Annotated in this window: 18 protein-coding genes and 2 riboswitches; of the genes, 13 read left to right on the plus strand and 5 right to left on the minus strand. The window is 39.9% G+C overall.

Translation table 11 applies throughout. The annotated features are described in order from the left end of the window. The first annotated feature begins 127 nt into the window (after positions 1–127). Complete coding sequence (locus tag AS180_RS22715; protein ID WP_139109213.1) at positions 128–424, plus strand: hypothetical protein; 297 nt, start codon at positions 128–130, stop codon at positions 422–424. Here the strand turns inward: AS180_RS22715 and AS180_RS15770 are convergent. Then, positions 341–2,110, minus strand: coding sequence for a B12-binding domain-containing radical SAM protein (locus tag AS180_RS15770; RefSeq protein ID WP_062687134.1), 1,770 nt, complete (start codon positions 2,108–2,110; stop codon positions 341–343). The genes AS180_RS22715 and AS180_RS15770 overlap by 84 nt on opposite strands. Before the next feature lie 218 nt (positions 2,111–2,328). Between AS180_RS15770 and AS180_RS15775 the strand changes: the two genes are divergently transcribed. The 4 genes from AS180_RS15775 to AS180_RS15790 all read left to right on the plus strand — a co-directional run bounded on the left by AS180_RS15775 (position 2,329) and on the right by AS180_RS15790 (position 7,634). After that, on the plus strand, positions 2,329–3,846 hold the full coding sequence (locus AS180_RS15775) for a nicotinate phosphoribosyltransferase (RefSeq protein WP_025908387.1): 1,518 nt from the start codon (positions 2,329–2,331) through the stop codon (positions 3,844–3,846). Between the two features lie 25 nt (positions 3,847–3,871). Continuing rightward, complete coding sequence (gene nadE, locus AS180_RS15780; protein WP_025908388.1) at positions 3,872–4,699, plus strand: ammonia-dependent NAD(+) synthetase; 828 nt, start codon at positions 3,872–3,874, stop codon at positions 4,697–4,699. A 246-nt stretch (positions 4,700–4,945) separates the two neighbouring features. Further along, positions 4,946–7,108 (plus strand): PAS domain-containing sensor histidine kinase, encoded by a 2,163-nt coding sequence (locus AS180_RS15785; RefSeq protein ID WP_025908389.1) that lies wholly within the window; start codon positions 4,946–4,948, stop codon positions 7,106–7,108. A 13-nt stretch (positions 7,109–7,121) separates the two neighbouring features. Further along, positions 7,122–7,634: a methylated-DNA--[protein]-cysteine S-methyltransferase gene (locus AS180_RS15790; RefSeq protein ID WP_025908390.1), complete on the plus strand. Its 513-nt coding sequence runs from the start codon at positions 7,122–7,124 to the stop codon at positions 7,632–7,634. A gap of 5 nt (positions 7,635–7,639) precedes the next feature. Here AS180_RS15790 and AS180_RS15795 read toward each other — a convergent pair whose 3' ends face one another. The 4 genes from AS180_RS15795 to AS180_RS15810 form a co-directional block, all read right to left on the minus strand. Beyond that, positions 7,640–7,831, minus strand: a complete 192-nt coding sequence (locus AS180_RS15795) for a hypothetical protein (protein WP_035320185.1) — start codon at positions 7,829–7,831, stop codon at positions 7,640–7,642. Positions 7,832–7,972: 141 nt separating this feature from the next. Then, entirely contained in the window at positions 7,973–9,019 is a 1,047-nt protein-coding gene (gene mtnA / locus AS180_RS15800) for an S-methyl-5-thioribose-1-phosphate isomerase (RefSeq protein WP_035320187.1), read from the minus strand. 12 nt (positions 9,020–9,031) lie between these two features. Further along, entirely contained in the window at positions 9,032–10,204 is a 1,173-nt protein-coding gene (mtnK, locus tag AS180_RS15805) for an S-methyl-5-thioribose kinase (protein WP_025908391.1), read from the minus strand. A gap of 97 nt (positions 10,205–10,301) precedes the next feature. Beyond that, positions 10,302–10,469: riboswitch (SAM riboswitch) on the minus strand. Positions 10,470–10,561: 92 nt separating this feature from the next. Continuing rightward, a complete protein-coding gene (locus AS180_RS15810; RefSeq protein WP_025908392.1) occupies positions 10,562–11,344 on the minus strand; it encodes a carbon-nitrogen family hydrolase in 783 nt (260 codons plus the stop codon). 107 nt (positions 11,345–11,451) lie between these two features. On the opposite strand from AS180_RS15810, the gene AS180_RS15815 reads away from it, so the two are divergent. The 8 genes from AS180_RS15815 (at position 11,452) to AS180_RS15850 (ending at position 19,793) form a co-directional block, all read left to right on the plus strand. Then, entirely contained in the window at positions 11,452–12,648 is a 1,197-nt protein-coding gene (locus tag AS180_RS15815; RefSeq protein WP_025908393.1) for a pyridoxal phosphate-dependent aminotransferase, read from the plus strand. A 96-nt stretch (positions 12,649–12,744) separates the two neighbouring features. Further along, a riboswitch (SAM riboswitch) is annotated at positions 12,745–12,852 on the plus strand. Positions 12,853–12,940: 88 nt separating this feature from the next. Further along, the gene (mtnW, locus tag AS180_RS15820) at positions 12,941–14,179 is read left to right on the plus strand and encodes a 2,3-diketo-5-methylthiopentyl-1-phosphate enolase (protein ID WP_025908394.1); all 1,239 of its coding nucleotides are present in this window, start codon (positions 12,941–12,943) and stop codon (positions 14,177–14,179) included. Beyond that, on the plus strand, positions 14,179–14,838 hold the full coding sequence (locus AS180_RS15825; protein WP_035320189.1) for a 2-hydroxy-3-keto-5-methylthiopentenyl-1-phosphate phosphatase: 660 nt from the start codon (positions 14,179–14,181) through the stop codon (positions 14,836–14,838). Before mtnW ends, AS180_RS15825 begins: the two co-directional genes overlap by 1 nt. Then, entirely contained in the window at positions 14,835–15,473 is a 639-nt protein-coding gene (locus AS180_RS15830) for a methylthioribulose 1-phosphate dehydratase (protein ID WP_025908396.1), read from the plus strand. Before AS180_RS15825 ends, AS180_RS15830 begins: the two co-directional genes overlap by 4 nt. A 13-nt stretch (positions 15,474–15,486) precedes the next feature. Further along, positions 15,487–16,002: a 1,2-dihydroxy-3-keto-5-methylthiopentene dioxygenase gene (locus AS180_RS15835; RefSeq protein ID WP_025908397.1), complete on the plus strand. Its 516-nt coding sequence runs from the start codon at positions 15,487–15,489 to the stop codon at positions 16,000–16,002. Positions 16,003–16,188: 186 nt separating this feature from the next. Further along, a complete protein-coding gene (locus tag AS180_RS15840) occupies positions 16,189–17,259 on the plus strand; it encodes a sugar ABC transporter substrate-binding protein (RefSeq protein ID WP_025908398.1) in 1,071 nt (356 codons plus the stop codon). A 12-nt stretch (positions 17,260–17,271) separates the two neighbouring features. Then, positions 17,272–18,777, plus strand: a complete 1,506-nt coding sequence (locus AS180_RS15845) for a sugar ABC transporter ATP-binding protein (protein ID WP_025908399.1) — start codon at positions 17,272–17,274, stop codon at positions 18,775–18,777. Continuing rightward, positions 18,774–19,793: an ABC transporter permease gene (locus AS180_RS15850; protein ID WP_025908400.1), complete on the plus strand. Its 1,020-nt coding sequence runs from the start codon at positions 18,774–18,776 to the stop codon at positions 19,791–19,793. The genes AS180_RS15845 and AS180_RS15850 overlap by 4 nt, the downstream gene beginning before the upstream one ends. Positions 19,794–19,884: the final 91 nt, after the last annotated feature.

Here is a 19,884-nt window from a genome sequence, read left to right on the forward strand (position 1 = left end):
AGAACTGTTAAAAAAAGAGGCTGGGACATAAGTAATTCAGCTAATGATAAACCTGAACGATTGAGAGTTTCTCACTTTTAATCGTTCAGGTTTTTTGGTTGATTGTGAAAACAATGTTGGAAACAGGGTGGAATGGAGCGTAGGACACTCGACTCCTGCGGGAAAGAGAGGGAAAACTGAGATCCCGCAGCGCAGCGAGGAAGCTCAGGTTCCTCCCCGCGGAAAGCGAGTGGCCGTAGCGCAATGGAACGAACGTGTTCAGACAAACCAAAAAGATTGGAACAGCTATTGTTCGTCTCTTAGAAGCAATCATTTTGTTATGTCCCAAACTCTTTTCCGATTAGCTCACTACTGGCAAATCAAAGGCTTCAACAGGAGAGGTAAACAGTTTCGTCTCGTTGGCTTTTTGATCATAGTAGAATAAAATTAAAGACTGCTTTTCTACAATTTTTCCAGTGTTTTTGTAGTATGCATAATCAAATGGAAGCAGCTCAAGAACAGTGTGCTTATAAAGCTCTTTTTCCGTTAGGTTTTCATCGACAAAGTCATCGCCTAATACCGTTGGCTTTGCAAGTATTTGCTGATAGTAATGAGAACGAACTTGCTTATCTAACTTATCATCCCACCAAGGTTTGCGAGGCTTGTGTTTTTGATTGAATAAATAGTCAATCTTCATGAAGCCTTCAATGATTGCTTCGTTTTTAAAGCTTTCTGTTTCAATATATTGTTTTAAGCGTTTAAACAAATCTTCAAGCTGGTGTCCAATACGTGCCCAGCCCATCTCATCCCAGAAAGTACCAAAGTTTTGGAAGAAATCAAATGGCGTTTCGTAACAGTTCTGGACCAGTAACTCAATCGTCTCGTCCATGCGGTGATCATTCCAGAATTTCTCTAAGATATCCTCAACGTGCTTAATACGAACAACATCAGAAAACGGCAGAACGTTATTACTTAGAATTTCATACGGTGACTGGTCCATAAACTGATAGTTGTAACGCTGCGCACTAAGGCGTAAACCTGTTCCACGAAGCATCTTTAAAAACCCGAGCTGAAGCTCTTCTGGACGCAGAGCAAATACGTCATTAAACGTGTTTTTAAACGAATGGTAGTCTTCATCAGGAAGGCCTGCAATTAAGTCTAAGTGCTGATCGATTTTACCGCCATCTTTGACCATCGTAACGGTACGAGTAAGCTTTGTGAAGTTTTGCTTACGCTTTACAAGCTCGTTTACAGCATCGTTTGTCGACTGGACACCAATTTCAAAGCGGAAGAGTCCAGCTGGTGCATGGTCATTTAAAAACTGAATAACTTCTGGACGCATGATGTCAGCCGTAATCTCGAATTGGAAAACAGTACCAGGCTTGTGCTCGTCAATTAAGAACTGAAACATTTCCATAGCATAGCTGCGGCTAATGTTGAATGTGCGGTCCACAAATTTGATGGTTTTAGCACCGTTATCCATTAGATAGCGAATGTCATCTTTGATTTTCTCGCGGTCAAAGTAGCGCACGCCTACTTCAATAGAAGATAAGCAGAACTGACAGCTAAACGGACAGCCGCGACTTGTTTCAATATAGACAACACGCTTAGATAAAGAATTGCGATCCTCTTCAAACCGGAACGGTGAAGGCATTTCGCGAAGATCAATTTTATTGCGCTGTGGATTCACTACGTGTTTCCCATCTTGTCTAAATGCAACACCGCTGACGTTTTCAAACTGACGGTTTCCATGAAGCTCATCTAAGAGCTGCTTGAACGTTTCTTCTCCTTCACCAATTACAATGAAATCAGCTTCTGGGATACGGTCTAGCCAGTACGGAATATCATATGTTACTTCCGGTCCACCGAAAATAATCGTTAGGTTAGGGTTAATTTTTTTTAACATTTGTGCGACTGTAATCGTTTCTTCAATGTTCCAAATATAGCAGCTAAATCCAATGATATCAGGATTGCGCTTATATAAATCCGTCACGATATTCATCGCTGGATCTTTAATCGTATATTCAACCATCTCAACGTGATAGTCAGGTTCTGCGTATGCTTTTAAACATCGAAGGGCCAAAGATGTGTGAATGTATTTGGCATTCAATGTACTGACAACAATGTTCATGTAAAAAGGCTCCTTTATTTAACATAATCTTAAACCAATTCACTATTGTAGCACATTTAATGGACAAAGTATAAAAGTGATAAGAAATCCTCTCTAGAAAATTTGCTTTTCTAGTATCTGTTTATTTATTTAAATGAGGGAATGTATTATACTTACTCTATTGTAAAGAGGTTTACACAAATATAATGGAATTGTAAAAATTGTTGGGGGTACGAATGATGAGCAGGCGATATGCTGACGATAGCTTAGCTTTACATACAGATTTGTATGAGCTAAATATGGCCAATACATATTGGAAAGATGGAATTCATAAACGCAGGTCTGTATTTGAAGCTTCGTTTCGTCGAATGCCTTTTGATAATGGCTACGCAGTCTTTGCAGGACTAGAACGAATGATTGATTTCATCGCGAATTTTCGATTTTCAGAAAGTGATCTCGATTATTTATCCAGCGAGCTGCACTATGAAGATGAATTTATTGATTATTTAAAAGGAATTCGTTTTACGGGTAACGTTAAATCGGTGGTAGAAGGTGAAATGATTTTTGCGAATGAACCTATTCTTCAAGTGGATGCACCGTTAGGAGAAGCACAGCTTATTGAAACACCGCTTTTAAACATTTTAAACTTTCACCCATTAATTGCAACCAAGGCTTCCCGAATTCGCTTAGCAGCTGGAGAAGATGCGGTGTATGAGCAAAGTGATAATCGTTTGATGGAATTTGGAGCAAGGAGAGCTCACGAGCTTGATGCAGCGTTATATGGAGCGCGAGCAGCTTATATTGGAGGGTTTGATGCCACTAGCAATGTGCGAGCAGGAAAAGTGTTTGGTATTCCAATCTCTGGAACGCATGCTCATGCGCTGGTACAGGTGTACCGTGATGAATATACTGCGTTTAAAAAATATGCGGAATCTCATCAAAACTGCATTTTCCTTGTTGATACGTACAATACCCTCAAGTCAGGAATTCCAAATGCGATTCGCGTTGCTAAAGAGATGGGGGATCGCATTAATTTTGTAGGTATTCGCTTAGATAGCGGAAAGCTTCCTTATTTATCTCAAGAAGCACGACGGATGCTAGATGAAGCAGGGTTTCAAAACGCGCGCATTTTTGCTTCAAATGATTTAGATGAACATAGCATCATGGATTTGAAAGCACAAGGAGCTAAAATTGACGGCTGGGGTATCGGCACAAAGCTGATTACTTCATATGATCAGCCCGCGCTTGGCGCAGTTTATAAACTTGTATCAATTGAAGGTGAAAACGGGGAGCTTGTTGATACCATTAAGCTGTCAGATAATCCTGAAAAGGTATCGACGCCTGGATTAAAGGATGTATACCGTATTGTTAATCAAGTAAACGGAAAATGGGAAGGCGATTATATTGCCATGCAGAATGAGCAGCCAAACGATGAGCATCATTTGAAGATGTTTCATCCGGTTTATACTCATGTAAGTAAGTTTGTCACAGATTTTCATGCCCGTAAGATTCATAAGCAAATTTTTGAATCTGGTAAACTCATCTACAAACAGCCGTCAGTCGAAGAGATGCGCGCATATTGCTTACAAAACCTTAATCATTTGTGGGATGACTATAAAATGATTGCTAAATCGAACGAAGAAGTGCTGCGACCAACCGAATACCCTGTGGACCTTAGCACAAATTGTTGGAATAATAAGATGGATAAAATCAATGAAGCGCGCTCTAGAGCGTCTCAGCTATTAACTCATGTATAACAATTAGAGGCAGGGAGAGGACCATATGACGAAGCAACAGTACATCATTGACGAAATGAAAGTAAAGCCAGTTGTTGACCCAAAAGAAGAAATTCGTAGAAGTGTCGACTTTTTAAAAGAATATATGAAGAAGCACTCGTTTTTACGTTCATTTGTACTAGGCATTTCAGGAGGCCAAGATTCTACGTTAACAGGTAAGCTTGCCCAAATGGCTATAGAAGAATTAAATGAAGAAGCAGGCGAAGAAACATATCAGTTTATCGCTGTGCGTCTACCGTATGGTGTACAAGCTGATGAACAAGACTGTCAAGACGCTCTAGCCTTCATTCAACCAAGTCGTTCGGTTGCTGTTAACATTAAGCCTGCTGTAGATGCAATGATTGCGGCAGTCGAAGAAGCAACGGGAGAAATTGTTTCTGACTTTAACAAAGGAAACGTAAAAGCACGTGAACGTATGATTGCACAGTATAGCATTGCTGGCATGCATCAAGGAGTTGTGCTTGGTACGGATCATTCTGCAGAGGCAGTGACTGGATTCTTTACGAAATTTGGAGATGGTGGCGCAGATTTAGTGCCGATTTTCCGTCTTAATAAGCGCCAAGGCAAACAGCTGTTAAAAGAATTAGGTTGCCCTGAACATTTATATTTAAAACAACCGACAGCTGATTTAGAAGAAGATCGTCCACAGCTGCCAGATGAAGAAGCATTAGGAGTTACATATAATCAAATTGATGACTATTTAGAAGGTAAAGAAGTTGGGGAGGAAGCAAGTAGGAAAATTGAGAGTCATTTCGTTAAAACAGCTCATAAACGCAGCCTGCCTATTTCAGTATTCGACGATTTCTGGAAATAATTTTTTAAAAAGTCCGCTATGTGTATAGATGTACGCGTAGCGGACTTTTTTCAGGAAGATTTTCATTGTTTTTTTAAAGGTGAAAAAAGAAATTTGTAGAATAATAGTGTATTAGTGACTAATGTGCCTATCAATGACTGCGCACATATCTACCTGGGAATCGTTAGATTATGAAAGAGAGTAGAAATTTGTCGAAATAGCTTTGTCTTTTGATAGGAAGAAAGAGTTTAGAAAGGAGGATGTGGCATGGCTCCACATCGGCAACTACCGATTGAACAAGACCAACACGAAGAAATAAAGCAGTTGCGTGCCATTTTTAATGCAGTTTCAGATGCAATTATTGTATTTGACGAGAATTTTTGCGTTCAGCATGTTAATGAAGCAGCCAGTCAGTTATTTGACAAACATTATGATGAACTGATTGCATATCAATTAAAAGACTTTCTTATGTTGTTTCCGTATGATGTCATCAATGATTATTATCCAACGCTAGTAGAAAATCAGAAGTTTACTTATAAAGGTACAATGAACTTGCAAAATGGCATCGTAAAATATGTAGAGTTTACGTGCGAACAACGAAGCGAAGCCTCTGGCAGTAAGATTTGTACTTTCCGTGACATTACAGCACAAAAAATGGTGGAGAACGAACGCTTTTTGAGTCAGCATATGTTTATGGACGTATTCAACGAAGCGGTTGATGGGATTGTCATTTTTGATCGAGCAGGGCAGCTGATTGATGTCAATCCATCGTTTTGTGACCGGTTGAATTTTCCAAAAGAATACTTATTAACAAAAACGTTAACAGAATTAGTTGAGCCTGCTTATCACTATAAGCTAAAAAAATTATGGCGCCTTCTTCAGAAGCAAGGAAAAGCGAGCGGAGAACTTCCGATTAAGCTTAAAAATGGAGACATAACTTTTTTTGAATTCACGACAACCGCAAATATTTATAGTCGTTACTATATGTCAATTATGCGTGACGTAACGGAAAAAAGAAGAATGGAGCAGAAATTGTTGCGAAGTGAGAAAAATTTTCGAGCCATTTTTGAAGATGCAATTGAAGCTATTTTAATTTGGCGTCATGACGGGGTAATTGTAAATGCTAACGCAGCTTCTTCTAGGACATTTGAACTACCCTTAGAAGAACTAATCGGCACAAATCTTCAAACGTTTATTAATAAAAAAGATCGTCACGTATGGAAGCTTTATTATCAATTTATTGAGCAGGAAGAGATTCGGGAAGAGCTTACCTTTTATATGCCAAACGGAGAAGAAAAAGAGCTTGAGTTTACAGGGAAAAAAGGCATTATTGAAGGCTATCATTTAACCATTTTTCGCAATATCAGCGAGCGAACCAAAATGGAGCAAGAACTTCGGAATAATGAACAAAAGTTTCGTAAAATCTTTGATGGTTCCATAGATGGCTTAATCTTATGGGACGGAGAGCAGCAGATCATTGATGTTAATGAGCCTGCTTGTGAAATTTTAGAACAAACGAAGGAAGACATTTGTTCCCAAACGATGGAAATGTTTTTATCATCCTCTAACTTTGATTTAGTCATTGAGCATAAGGCTACGATTGAGAGCAAAGGTGAAGGAGAAGGAGACATTCAGTATAAAACAGCTAGCGGTAAAGTGAAGCAAATTGAGTTTTCGACGAAAAAAGGTATTTTACCAGGCCTATACATGACAATTATTCGCGATGTAACGGAGAAAAAGCAAATGGAGGAGCAAATTCGGAAATCGGATACGCTTCAAGTAGTAGGGCAGCTTGCAGCTGGCATTGCGCATGAAATAAGAAATCCAATGACCGCATTAAAAGGTTTTATTCAGCTACTTGAAGATAGCATGAAAGAAGGTCATTCGCTTTATTTTGATATTATTACGTCTGAACTGCAGCGAATTGAATCAATTATTACAGAGTTTTTAGTATTAGCTAAGCCACAAGCAATTAAATTTGAAGAGAAATCACTAGCCGTCATCGTACAAGAGACGATTGATTTATTGAATGCTCAAGCTTTACTTGAAAATGTTCAATTTGAAACAGACTTCGATCCATCATTGTCAAAGGTTTATTGTGAGCCTCATCAGCTAAAACAAGTGTTTATTAATGTAATTAAAAATGCAATTGAAGCGATGAAGGGTGGAGGGGTAATCTCCATAGAGGTCAAGCATCTTAACAATCGCTATATGAGAGTATCCATTCATGATGAAGGAGAAGGCATGCCCCCAGAGCGAATTCGTAAGCTAGGAGAACCGTTTTATACCACAAAAGAAAAAGGAACTGGACTTGGACTGATGGTGTCTTATAAGATAGTAGAAGAACATAAGGGATATATTGAAGTAGAAAGTGAGTTAGGGGTCGGAACAACATTTCATGTGACGTTACCCGTTTCCCAAGTACAATAGAGAGGAGAAAACGATGAATTACTATGGAAGCATTCCGCTGTTTGACAATGAACATGTGTATGTTACATGTTCTGATAAAGGGATTTCCGGTTTATTCTTTTCTTTTGATGAGTTGATGTTACAAACAAAGGGAACGGCCACTTTGCTCGAAAATCATGAATATATTAAAGAAGCGACAAAGCAGCTACATGAGTATGTAGTTCAAACGCGGCAAAACTTTGATCTTCCGTTAGAAATAACAGGAACGGCTTTTCAGCAAAAGGTGTGGAAAGAACTTAAAACCATACCATATGGAGAAGTCATTTCCTATAAACAGTTAGCAAGTATGATTGGACAGCCAAAAGCTGTTCGTGCCGTAGGACAAGCAAATCGTAGAAACCGTCTACCTATCTTTTTACCTTGTCATCGTGTTGTTGGCGCATCAAAAGATTTAACTGGCTATGCAGGAGCACAGGTTCATTTAAAAGAGCGGCTTTTAACGTTAGAAGGAATACAAGTAGCAAACGGAAAGGTTGTATTAGCGTAGCGCTGCTAGGCTTCATCATCGTTCTCTAGCTTCCATCCTTCCCCTTGTACAAATACACCATCTACAGACGTGAACGTTTCGTCTGAATGATCTTGCTGAATGGTTTGATTTGTAACATCTAAAAGCTGAAATTGCTCCTTTCGTGCCCGCTGCTTTCGCTTTTTACAGGTTGAGTCGGGATGTTCTTGTTTGGTCATAGTTACCCCTCCTATACAGATTTCGCTTAACATGATAAAACTAACTATAATATATGTAGGTAGATGATAAATTACTGTTACATTTATGTTACAAAGCAAAAAAGAGAGAATCACATTGTAACCTGAGATTCTCTCTTTTTTTTAGTTTAGTACGAGTTTAATTGTATCGACAGAAGGTGAGTGAATAATGCCATGCTCTGTGATGATGGCTGTAATGAATTCACTTGGCGTAACGTCAAATGCCGGGTTATAAACAGAAATATTGTCTGGAGCAACTTGTACATCACCGATATGCGTAATTTCCTTTGCAGAGCGCTCTTCAATTGGAATTTCTGCTCCTGATGCGATCGATAAATCAAACGTTGATTTTGGAGCTGCTACATAAAACGGAATATTAAATGCTTTTGCTAAAAGTGCAAGCCCATATGTTCCAATTTTATTAGCAGTGTCACCGTTAGCTGCAATACGGTCAGCTCCGACAATAATGGCATTAATCCCTTTTGTTTTAATGGTATGTGCAGCCATACTATCTGTGATAAGTGTCACATCTACGCCTGATTTTTGAAGCTCCCATGCCGTTAAGCGTGCCCCTTGGAGAACGGGGCGTGTTTCGCACGCAAATACTTTCAGCGGAATATCACGCTCTTTTGAAATATGAAAAGGCGCTAAAGCAGTTCCATAATATGCTGTGGCAATCGAGCCAGCATTACAAATTGTCATAACACGATCGTGTTTATTAAACAGCGATAATGCATAATCACCTATGCGGTAGCAGGTGGCTTCATCTTCCGCTTGAATTTGAATCGCTTCATGAATAACAAGTGTTTTAGCCTCATTTATGGAAATGGCGTTATTGATGCTGTTTACTACGCGTTCTAACGCCCAAAATAAGTTGACGGCTGTTGGGCGAGAACTCGCCAAAAATTCTTTGTCGGCCTGCAGCTTTTTTTTGAATTCTTCAATCGTCTGTACATCGTAGTTTTGAAGCGAAAGCGCTAAGCCAAACGCTGCGGTAATGCCGATTGCAGGTGCCCCTCGTACTTTTAGCGTAACGATAGCGTCCCATACGTCTTGTAAAGTATGTAGCTTAATATATTCAACTGTGTTTGGTAATAGCTGCTGGTCAAGCAGTGAAATAAACGTTTCCTTCCATTCAACTGAACGAGGGAGTGTAAGAGTGTGTGTCATGTTGGGCTCCTTTCATTCTTCAATCAAGTTCTTAAAATCATGTGCACTAATTTCTGTTTGATGAGTTAGTAAATAACGTCCTAAACGAAGAGCTGCTTTTTGAGCGTTTAAGCGCTCTTCATCAGGCAATGAATCAATATCTACTACGTGCGCCAATCCAATTGTACGTCGAATTAACTCGCACCCCGCGTAGCCAACAGCATCGGTCCACGTTTGTTGTAAGATATAGTCGGAATAGTTTGGATTTTTAACGAACGGTTCCACTTTAGACTCAACCCAAAGTTTGTTCCATGTTGTTTGGAAAACATCCCACGTTTTGGTGATATGATCCAAAAGTACACTGCGTTTTTGAGCAGGACGAGACAAGGTGTTAAGCAGAAGATTGGCAACAAACTGTCCTAAGTCAAAGCCAAAGGGCCCATAAAACGCAAACTCAGGATCAATAACTTTTGTTTCGCGCTCACTAGCAAAAATACTACCCGTATGCAGGTCACCGTGTACAAGCGTTTGGCTACTTGTTAAAAACTTTTGTTTAAGCTTAGCTACTTCAAGCTTAGCTTCTTCATCTGTCCATAAGTTTTCTACATCGCTTCGAAGCGTTTCTTCAAATTCATTTGTATTGTAATCAAAAAACGGATCTGTAAACACTAAGTCTTCTGTAATATTGCATAAATCAGGGTTAATATATTGAGCAACCAGCTCTTTTTTCTCCTGTGGCTTAATCGCAAAGTCAGACGTCTCAAATGCAATATGAGCTAAAAATCTACCGATATGTTCTGAAAGAAGTGGGTATGTTTCTCCTTGGATTAATCCTGTACGAGAAATTGTTAGGTGAGACAGGTCTTCCATGACCGTAACAGCTAAGTTTTCATCATGATAATAAACGTCTGGAACGAGTTCGGGTGTTAAGCTGCCAAACTGTTTGAGCGCATTGCTTTCAATCGTTGCGCGCTTGAGTGATAAAGGCCAGCTTTCTCCTACAACTTTCGCATAAGGAAGAGCCTGCTTTACAATAATGGACTTGTTGGTTTGGTCGTTCACAATATGAAAAACAAGGTTTAAATTGCCATCACCAATTTCACGAGCTGTAAGAGCTTCACTTTCCGAAAATAACTTCAGCTGTTTTACAAGTCTAATTGCTGTAATTTCATTTAGTGGCTCATATGTATAAGTTGTTGTTGTCATCGTTATCTACCTCCATAAAAAATAAGTATACCGGAGGCTTTTAAATCATATAAAAGCCTCTTTCGGTGAGTGAAAGAGGCTTGATTGTCATTCAAACCTCTTATCTGCCAGAAAGATTTCTCTTTCTGTTGGAATTAGCACCGTGCCTTCATAAAACAACGAATTGTTTTATAGCGCTAAAAAGCTGCGCTCCATTTCACAATGGTATTACGGTCGGTTGCTGGGCGTCATAGGGCCAAATCCCTCAGCCAACTCTTGATAAGAGTAAAGATATTATTTAATTTTGATTTGTTTGACTTATTAGTAACTTCTGGAGAACATCGTATCATGTGAATTTTTGGATGTCAACAGCGAAATTTAATAAAATTCTGTGCGACGATCTGTAAAGACCGGAATTTGTTCTCGGATTGCCTTTACGGTTGATAAATCAACGTCTGCTGTTAGTATTTCTTCATTTTCACCTGCTTCTGCAATAATTTCTCCCCAAGGGTCAATGATTAACGAATGACCAGCAAATGTGTTAGCTGGATCGTCTCCAGAGCGGTTGCAGGCAACCACGTAGCATTGATTTTCAATGGCTCTGCTTACCAGAAGTGCTTTCCAGTGAGCAAGTCTTGGCTTGGGCCACTGAGCAACCACAAAAAGGAGTTCTGCACCTGCGCTTGTATGAACGCGAATCCATTCTGGAAAGCGAATATCATAGCAAATAACGCCTGCGCATAATGAGTTTTCAAGCGTAAAGATGTTTTTGGTTTCACCTGGTTGTAGAAATAAGTGCTCATTCATCAGCTTAAATAAGTGTAGCTTGTTATATTGCGAGACCTCCTGGCCTTCACGATTAAAGACATACATTGTATTCGTAACGCCGCTTTTTGTTTTCTTAGCAACTGATCCAGCGATGATGTTCACGCTGTGTGTTTTGGCGAAAGCAGAGAAAAAGCTAGTCGCTTGCTTACCTTCTGAGTCCGCGATAGCGTCGAGGTTCTGTAAATCATAAGCCGTATCAAAAAGTTCTGGCAGTATAAGAATATCTGGAGATTCAAACAGTGCTTCCTTCATTTTTTTTTCAGCATGCTCGTAATTTTTTTTAGGGTTTCCAAATGCAAGATCAAGTTGCAAACACGCTACTTTTAAGCTCATTAAACTTCACCATCCTGATTTATTTTATAAAAATGACTTTACAAGTTGACTATTACAATATATTATTTGTGACTAGAATTTCAAGAATTTTTTGAGAAGGTGTTCACATGAAGCAGTTTGAACAATCAGAACTATTGAAGAGTTTACCGAAACAATTTTTTGCATCCCTTGTTAGCAAAGTTGCAAAAGTAATAAAAGAAGGACATGATGTGATTAATTTAGGGCAAGGAAACCCAGATCAGCCAACGCCCCCTCATATTGTCAAGGCACTTCAAGACGCGAGTGAAAATCCAAACTACCACAAGTACTCACCGTTTCGCGGACAAGCTTTTTTGAAAAAAGCGGCAGCAGCGTTTTACGAAAGAGAATACGGTGTCCAGCTAAATCCCGAAAAAGAAGTCGCTATTTTGTTTGGAGGCAAAGCTGGGTTAGTAGAAATTCCTCAGTGTTTACTTAACCCTGGAGATACAGTTTTAGTGCCCGACCCAGGTTACCCAGACTATTGGTCAGGAGTGGAGCTAGCACGAGCGAAAATGGAAGCTATGCCCTTGAAAAAAGAGAATGATTTTTTACCAGTTTACGAGGAAATAAGCGAAGAAGTGAAGCAAAAAGCTAAGCTCATGTTTTTAAACTACCCAAATAATCCGACCGGCGCAGTAGCTACGGCATCATTTTTCGAAAAAACGGTTGAATTTGCTCGCCAGTACGATACGTGCATTGTACATGACTTTGCGTACGGCGCAATTGGGTTTGATGGTCAAAAGCCCATTAGTTTTCTGCAAACTCCAGGTGCCAAAGAAGTGGGCATTGAAATTTATACGCTATCCAAAACGTATAATATGGCGGGGTGGCGCATCGGTTTTGCTGTTGGAAACGAAAGCGTTATTGAAGCGATTAATCTTTTACAAGATCACTTATTTGTAAGTGTATTTAGCGGAATACAGCAAGCAGCCGCGGTTGCTTTACTAGAGTCACAGAACTGCGTAGATGAACTAGTCGAACGCTATGAATCTCGTCGCCAGGTTCTCATTCATGGACTGCGTGAAATCGGATGGGACGTTGAAGCCCCACCAGGGTCGTTTTTTGCGTGGTTGCCGGTTCCAAAAAGCTATACATCAGAAGAATTCTCTGATTTGTTACTTGAAAAAGCACACGTCGTTGTTGCTCCTGGAATTGGGTTTGGTGAATACGGAGAAGGCTATGTGCGCGTAGGTTTATTAACCGATGAAGATCGACTGAAAGAAGCGGTTGATCGAATTGCTAAATTAAATTTATTCAAAAAATACGTTGACAATTCTTTTTGAGTTGGCTTAATATGTAAGAAGTTGTTGATTCATAAACACATATTTTTGATGAATACGATTAGCGTGAAAATCGATTATACAATATAAATAGCAATTTTCTTATTAAGAGTAGGTGGAGGGACTAGCCCTGTGAAGCCCGGCAACCGACTTAACGTTTTGTTAAGCACGGTGCTAAATCTTGCAGCAGTAGCTGAGAGATAAGAAGAGAGCAAAAAAGCCTCTTCTTTCTCACAAGAAGAGGCTTTTTTATTTCGTAACGATGGGAAATTTACAGCAAGGGAGTTTGAAGCAAATGAGTGAAATCGTTGCAAGTTATTTATTACATGATGAAAAAGGAAACTTTGAAAAAAAAGCAGAAGGCATTGCTCTAGGCTTAACGGTAGGTTCTTGGACAAATCTACCTCAGCTTGAGCAGGAGCAACTTAGAAAGCACAAAGGGCGCGTAGTTGACATTACGCCACTTGAAGACTGCGATCGCGTCAACAATTATTTAGAGCAAACGACAAAGCAAGCGATTGTGAAAATTGGTTATCCGCTTTCTAATTATACAAATGATTTACCTGCTATTTTAGTTACTGTTTTCGGAAAACTATCATTAGACGGAAAAGTAAAATTATTAGATTTAGAGTTTTCACAAGAAGCATTAGCCGCTTTTCCTGGCCCACGCTTTGGAATTGAAGGGATTCGTGAGAAACTAAAAGTGTACGATCGTCCTCTTGTAATGAGTATTTTTAAAGGTGTAATTGGGCGTGATATGGATTATTTAACGGAGCAGCTTCGGGCACAAGCACTTGGAGGTGTCGATCTTGTAAAGGATGACGAAATCCTATTTGACAACGAACTGACACCGTTCGAAAAGCGTATTACAGAAGGGAAAAAAGTTCTTGATGAAGTATATAAAGAAATGGGTCATCGTACGCTATATGCCGTAAATTTAACGGGGCGTACATTTGATTTAAAAGAGAAAGCTAGAAAAGCAGCGGAGCTCGGAGCCGATGCTCTATTGTTTAACGTGTTTGCATATGGACTAGATGTGCTACAAGCTCTTCGTGAAGATGATGATATTAACTTACCAATCATGGCTCACCCAGCAGTAAGCGGTGCGTTAACACCATCTGAATTTCATGGATTCTCAAATTCTCTTTTGCTAGGAAAATTACTTCGTCTTGTTGGAGCAGATTTTTCACTATTCCCATCACCGTACGGCAGCGTCGCGATGCCGCTTGAAGATACAGCTGGAATTACGTACGAGGTAACAAGACCGCTACATACCTATAAGCAAACGTTCCCGGTTCCATCAGCAGGTATCCACCCAGGCATGGTTCCGCAGCTTATTTCCGATTTCGGTGTGGATAGCATTATTAACGCAGGCGGAGGCGTACACGGTCACCCAGATGGAGCAGTCGGTGGAGGAAAAGCATTCCGTGCAGCAGTTGATGCTACGCTTGCTGGACAGCCTTTAGAAGATACAAATGACGAAGCGCTACAAAAAGCACTTGAGCTATGGGGAGCAGTGAAGGTGAAGGGGTGATGAACGTGAAGATTTTCTGTGACTTTGACGGTACGATTACAAACAGCGATAACATCATTGCTATTATGAAAAAGTTTGCTCCAAGTGAGTGGGAAGCTATCAAAGATGATGTGTTGGCAGAGCGCGTATCGATTCAAGAAGGCGTTGGCAAAATGTTCTCTTTACTGCCAATCTCTTTAAAGGAAGAGATTGTATCATTTATTTTATCAACTTCGGAGATTCGAACAGGATTCGAGCAGTTTGTGCATTACACAAAAGAAAAGGATATTCCGCTATATATTGTCAGTGGAGGAATTGACTTTTTTGTTGAGCCAATGTTAGACGGCAAAATAGATAAAAAGAACCTTTACTGCAACGGCTCAGATTTTTTAGGGCAAACGATTAAAATTACGTGGCCTCATACATGCGATAGCCACTGTGAAAATGGCTGTGGCTGCTGTAAGCCGTCAATTATACGAAATCTGGTAGATGACAAAGATTTTATCATCGTAATTGGAGATTCCATTACGGATTTGCAGGCAGCAAAAATGGCTGATTGCGTATTGGCACGTGATTTCTTGCTTCAGAAATGCAAAGAGTTACATTTACCGCATCGGCCGTTTGAAACATTCCATGATGTCATTGAACATATTAACGAATTATCGGAGGTGGAAGTATGAGTATTTTAGCACAGCAGCGTTTACAAGAGATTGCGGATGTAAAAGAAGAACTTGCACAGCGAGATTGGTTTTTTGGAACGAGTGGTAACTTATCGATTAAAGTAAGTGAAGAGCCAACAACCTTCTTCGTATCAGCTAGTGGAAAAGATAAGCGAAAGCGTACAAGTGAAGATTTCTTACTTGTAGATAGCAATGGGAAAGCAGCGGAAGAAACACACTTGAAACCTTCCGCTGAGACGCTTTTACATGTTAAGGTTTATAGTCATACAAACGCTGGGTGCAGCCTGCATGTACATACAATTGATAACAACGTCATTTCTGAACTATATGGTGACGAAGGAAAAGTAACGTTTAAGGGGCAAGAGATTATTAAAGCACTCGGTATTTGGGAAGAAGATGCAGAGGTTACCGTTCCGATTATTCCGAATTATGCGGACATTCCGACGTTAGCTGAAGTCTTTGCTGAATATGTAACGGCGGATCAAGGGGCTGTTTTAATTCGTAACCACGGTATTACCGTATGGGGGGAAAATGCATTTGAAGCGAAAAAAGCGCTAGAAGCATACGAGTTTTTATTTAGTTATCACGTGAAAATTCTTTCACTAAAGAAATATAATCAATCAACACTTACTTAAGGGGGAGTTACATATGGCAAACGTTCGTTTACATGCAACAGATGCACGCATTGAAAATCAAGAAGAGGTAGCAAGTTTTTTAGCTAATAATGAAGTCATTTATGAAAATTGGGATATTACAAAGCTACCTGAAAATCTGCGTGAAAAATTTAATTTAACAGACGAAGAAAAAGAAGAAATCTTAGCTTCATTTGATACAGAGATTAGGGATATTTCTGAGCGACGAGGTTATCAAGCACAAGATGTGATTTCGTTATCAGATACAACACCTAACTTAGAAGAGTTATTAAAAAACTTTCAGCGTGAGCATCACCATACGGACGACGAAGTTCGTTTTATCGTCAGTGGACATGGTATTTTCGTCATTCAAGGAAAAGACGGTTCATTCTTTGATGTCGAGTTAGAGCCAGGTGACTTAATTTCTGTTCCAGAAAATGTGCGTCATTATTTTACACTAATGGAAGATCGCAAAGTAGTAGCCGTTCGTATTTTTGTTACAACAGAAGGCTGGGTGCCAATCTACGAATAAATTGAGATTGTAGACAAGGAAAAATAGCAGGATGTATGCGTGGTTAACGCAAGAAAATGCCGCTTCTCTTCTTGATGAAGCGGCATTTTCTTAAGCAATAAAAGCTTTAAGTCGGCGCTTGCTCTTCATTGCGCTAGGAATAATTCTTACTATTTTTATGAGAATAGTAATAGATGGAGGAAGAAGATGAAATATGTAAAAAAATGGTACAGCCCATTTATTTTATTGCTATTTGTCCTGTTCGTTACGGTTGGATGTACAAACGAACAGCCGGATATAAACGCGGCAAGTAAGCCACAAGTCAAAGAAGAACAAAAGACAGAGGCGAATTTCACAGCAAAAAACGTTAGTAAAGATACGAAAGTCGCTCTTATTGCCGAGTTTACGACGGGAACGCACGCAGCCCAGTATATTAGCGGTGCAACAGCGGCTGCCAAAGAACAAGGTATTCAGCTTACCGTGTCAGATGCCAACAACGATCAGTCAAAAATGGCAGCGTATTTAGATACGGCAATTAATCAAAATGTGGATGGTATTATCATTAAGCACGGTCGTTCTGAAACGTTGGAACCTGGCGTGAAGCGTGCCGTTGCAAAAGGTATACCCGTTGTTGCATTTGATGTTGAGCTAGATGTAGACGGCGTAACAACGATTGATCAAGATGACTATATGTTGGCGCTGCAAGGCTTAAAGCAAATGATGCAGGATATTAATGGCGAAGGAAAGATTGTGTACATTTTTGTTGGTGGTTTTGCGCCAATGGAAAAGCGAAACACCATTTATGAAGCAATGCTAGAACGTTATCCGGACGTAGAAGAAGTAGCGCGATTTGGAAACGCTACATCTAATACATCGCTAGATACTCAAACAAAAATGGCGGCTATCTTGAAAAAATATCCAAACAAAGGCGACATTACAGCCGTATGGGCACCTTGGGACGAATTCGCCAAAGGAGCTACGCGTGCAATTAAAGAAGCTGGCCGAGATGAAATTAAAGTTTACGGCGTCGATTTATCGGATGAAGATCTGCAGATGATGCAAGAAGAAAATAGCCCATGGAAAGCATCAGCAGCGGTAAATCCAGCAGCAATTGGTGAAAAGCAAGTGGAATTTGTTCTGCAAAGAATTGCTGGACAAGACATACCGAGATATTACTCGTTTAACCCAACGCTCATCACTCAGGATGATTTACCTGATGCGCCTATTAATATGGACCAAGTGGGTGAGTTTGTAGAAGCTTGGAATCAAAAAGAGTAGAGGAGAAGGCAGATGACGATCGAACAATTAGAAATGAAGCATATCGCAAAGTCATTTGAATCATTTCAAGCGCTTCAAGATGTGAGCTTTACCGTGAAAAAAGGCGAAATCCATGCTTTACTGGGAGCAAACGGTGCAGGGAAAAGTACGCTGATGAAAATATTATCTGGAGCATACTCAGAATATACCGGGACCATTTACAAAAATGGTCATTCTGTTACGCTTGGTTCTCCAAAAGACGCAAAAAACTTAGGTATTGCAATTGTTCATCAAGAAGTCGATGTCGCGCTTGTACCATCACTAACGGTGGCAGAGAATATTGTGCTGGACCGCCAAACAAGTAAAGGTAGCCCTGCAATTGTTAAGTGGAAGCAACATGATACTGAAGCGAAAAAGGCGCTTGCTATGCTGGGTTCAACGTTAAACGTTAAAAAGAATGTATCGGAATTAACGCTAGCAGAAAAGCAGCAGGTATTACTCGCTCGTGCGATCTTACAAGATGCGGAATATATTATTTTGGATGAACCAACAGCACCGCTAAGTCAACATGAGACAAAGCGTTTGTTTGAAGTTGTGACGAACTTAAAGAAAAAAGGCATGGGTATTATTTATATTTCTCATCGCCTTCAAGAAGTTAGCGACCTATGCGACGTTTACACCGTTTTAAAAGATGGAAAGCATGTTGTGACAAAAGCAATTGTGCAATCTACAATGCAAGAAATGATTACATTTATGCTAGGGAAGCAAGTAGCGCAGGAGTCGGTACGTGAAGAGGTAGCGGTGGGAACTGAACTGCTTCGTGTGGAAAAGTTGTCTTTGCCAAACGTACTACAAGATATTACCTTTCATGTTAAAGAAGGTGAAGTTGTTGGCATTGCGGGACTTGTCGGTGCAGGGAAAACAGAGCTATGTCGAAGCTTATTTGGTCTGGAGAACAAAACAGCGGGTCAGCTATCAATGCGCAATCATCCGCTTTTAGTAAATCGCTCTCCTCGTTACTATATTAAAAATAAGCTTTCTCTCATACCAGAAGAAAGACGAAAAGAAGGCATTTTAGTAGACGAATCGATTGTACTTAATTTGTCACTTCCAAGCTTAAAAGATTTTACGAAATGGTCTTTTGTACAAAAGCGAAAACAAAAAGAAGCATCTCAGAGTGTTGCTGCGAATGTTGGTGTTAAAGCCTCGTCTGTTGAGCAAAAAGTAAAAACGCTAAGCGGTGGGAATCAGCAAAAAGTAGCTATTGGTAAATGGCTCTTAAAAGAGACCGATGTATATATATTTGATGAGCCAACAAAAGGAATTGATATCGGCTCCAAACAGGAGATTTTCTCAATAATGAATGAGCTAACTAAACAGCAAAAAGGCATTTTATATGCAACTTGTGAATTTGATGAACTGGTCAACATGGCTGATCGAATTTACGTTATGTATAACGGGAAAATTGTAAAAGAACTATCGAAAGCAGAAGCAACGTATGAACAGCTATTTTATTACGCGTCTGGAGGAACGGTATGAGTGCAGAGTTAGTGAATGAACAAGTAAAAGCAAAGAAACAAACAGGACAGCTGATGGAGTTTGTCACAAAATACGGTACGGTAGTAGCCATTTTATTAGTCACCATCTTTTTTTCAATTGCTTCACCCAATTTTTTAACTCCAGGAAACATCAGCGATATTTTACGTTCGATTTCAATTGTAACGCTTATCGCATTAGGTGTGACAATTTCACTGACTGTAAATGGTCTTGATTTATCAGTTGGCTCGACGGCTGGGTTAGCAACCATTCTATCAGCATCGATGCTTGTGTTGCACCGTCAAGAGCTGCTAGTGGCATTGTTGATTCCTATTTTAGCTTCACTTCTTGTAGGGCTTGTGAATGCATTTTTTGTCGTGAAAGTTAAAATTCCTGATATTTTAGCCACGCTATCAATGATGTTTATTGTGCAGGGAATCTTGTTAACCTATACGAAAGGATCGGCTATTTATACGAATATGCCTTTAGAAAGTGGAGAGCGTGCACCTGGAATCTTTATTCCTTCTTTTTTAGCCTTAGGACAAGGACATGTTTTGGGAGTTCCGGTGCCAGTAATTATTATGCTCCTTGCTGTCCTCGTTGTACATATTTTCTTCACGTATACAAAATACGGACGATTCTTTTATGTAACGGGTGGAAATATGGAAGCAGCGAGGCTTTCAGGAATTCCAGTCAACCGCTACCGCATGTATGCCTATGTGTTATCTAGCTTACTAGCGGGGATTGGAGGAGTTGTGTTAGCAGCGCGAATTGGGGTAGGAGAAGTGAATGCAGGAGCTCCTTTTCTAATGGATGCCGTTGCCGCAGCCTATATCGGCTTCTCTGTATTTGGAGCAGGTAAACCGAATATTATTGGCACGCTGCTAGGGTCTATTTTAATTGGCGTTCTCTTAAATGGTTTAACGATGTTAAATGTTCCGTATTATACACAAGATATTATTAAAGGAACGGTTCTTGCAGCGGCTTTAGCTCTTACATACTATCGTTCAAAGAAATGATTACGGTAGATTGCACGAGATGACTTTGTCATCTTCGTGCAATTTTTTTGTTTGAAATCGGGCAAAGTAAGGGAAATATGCAAATAAAAAG

The organism is Priestia veravalensis, assembly GCF_001457055.1.
Classification (GTDB): domain Bacteria; phylum Bacillota; class Bacilli; order Bacillales; family Bacillaceae_H; genus Priestia; species Priestia flexa.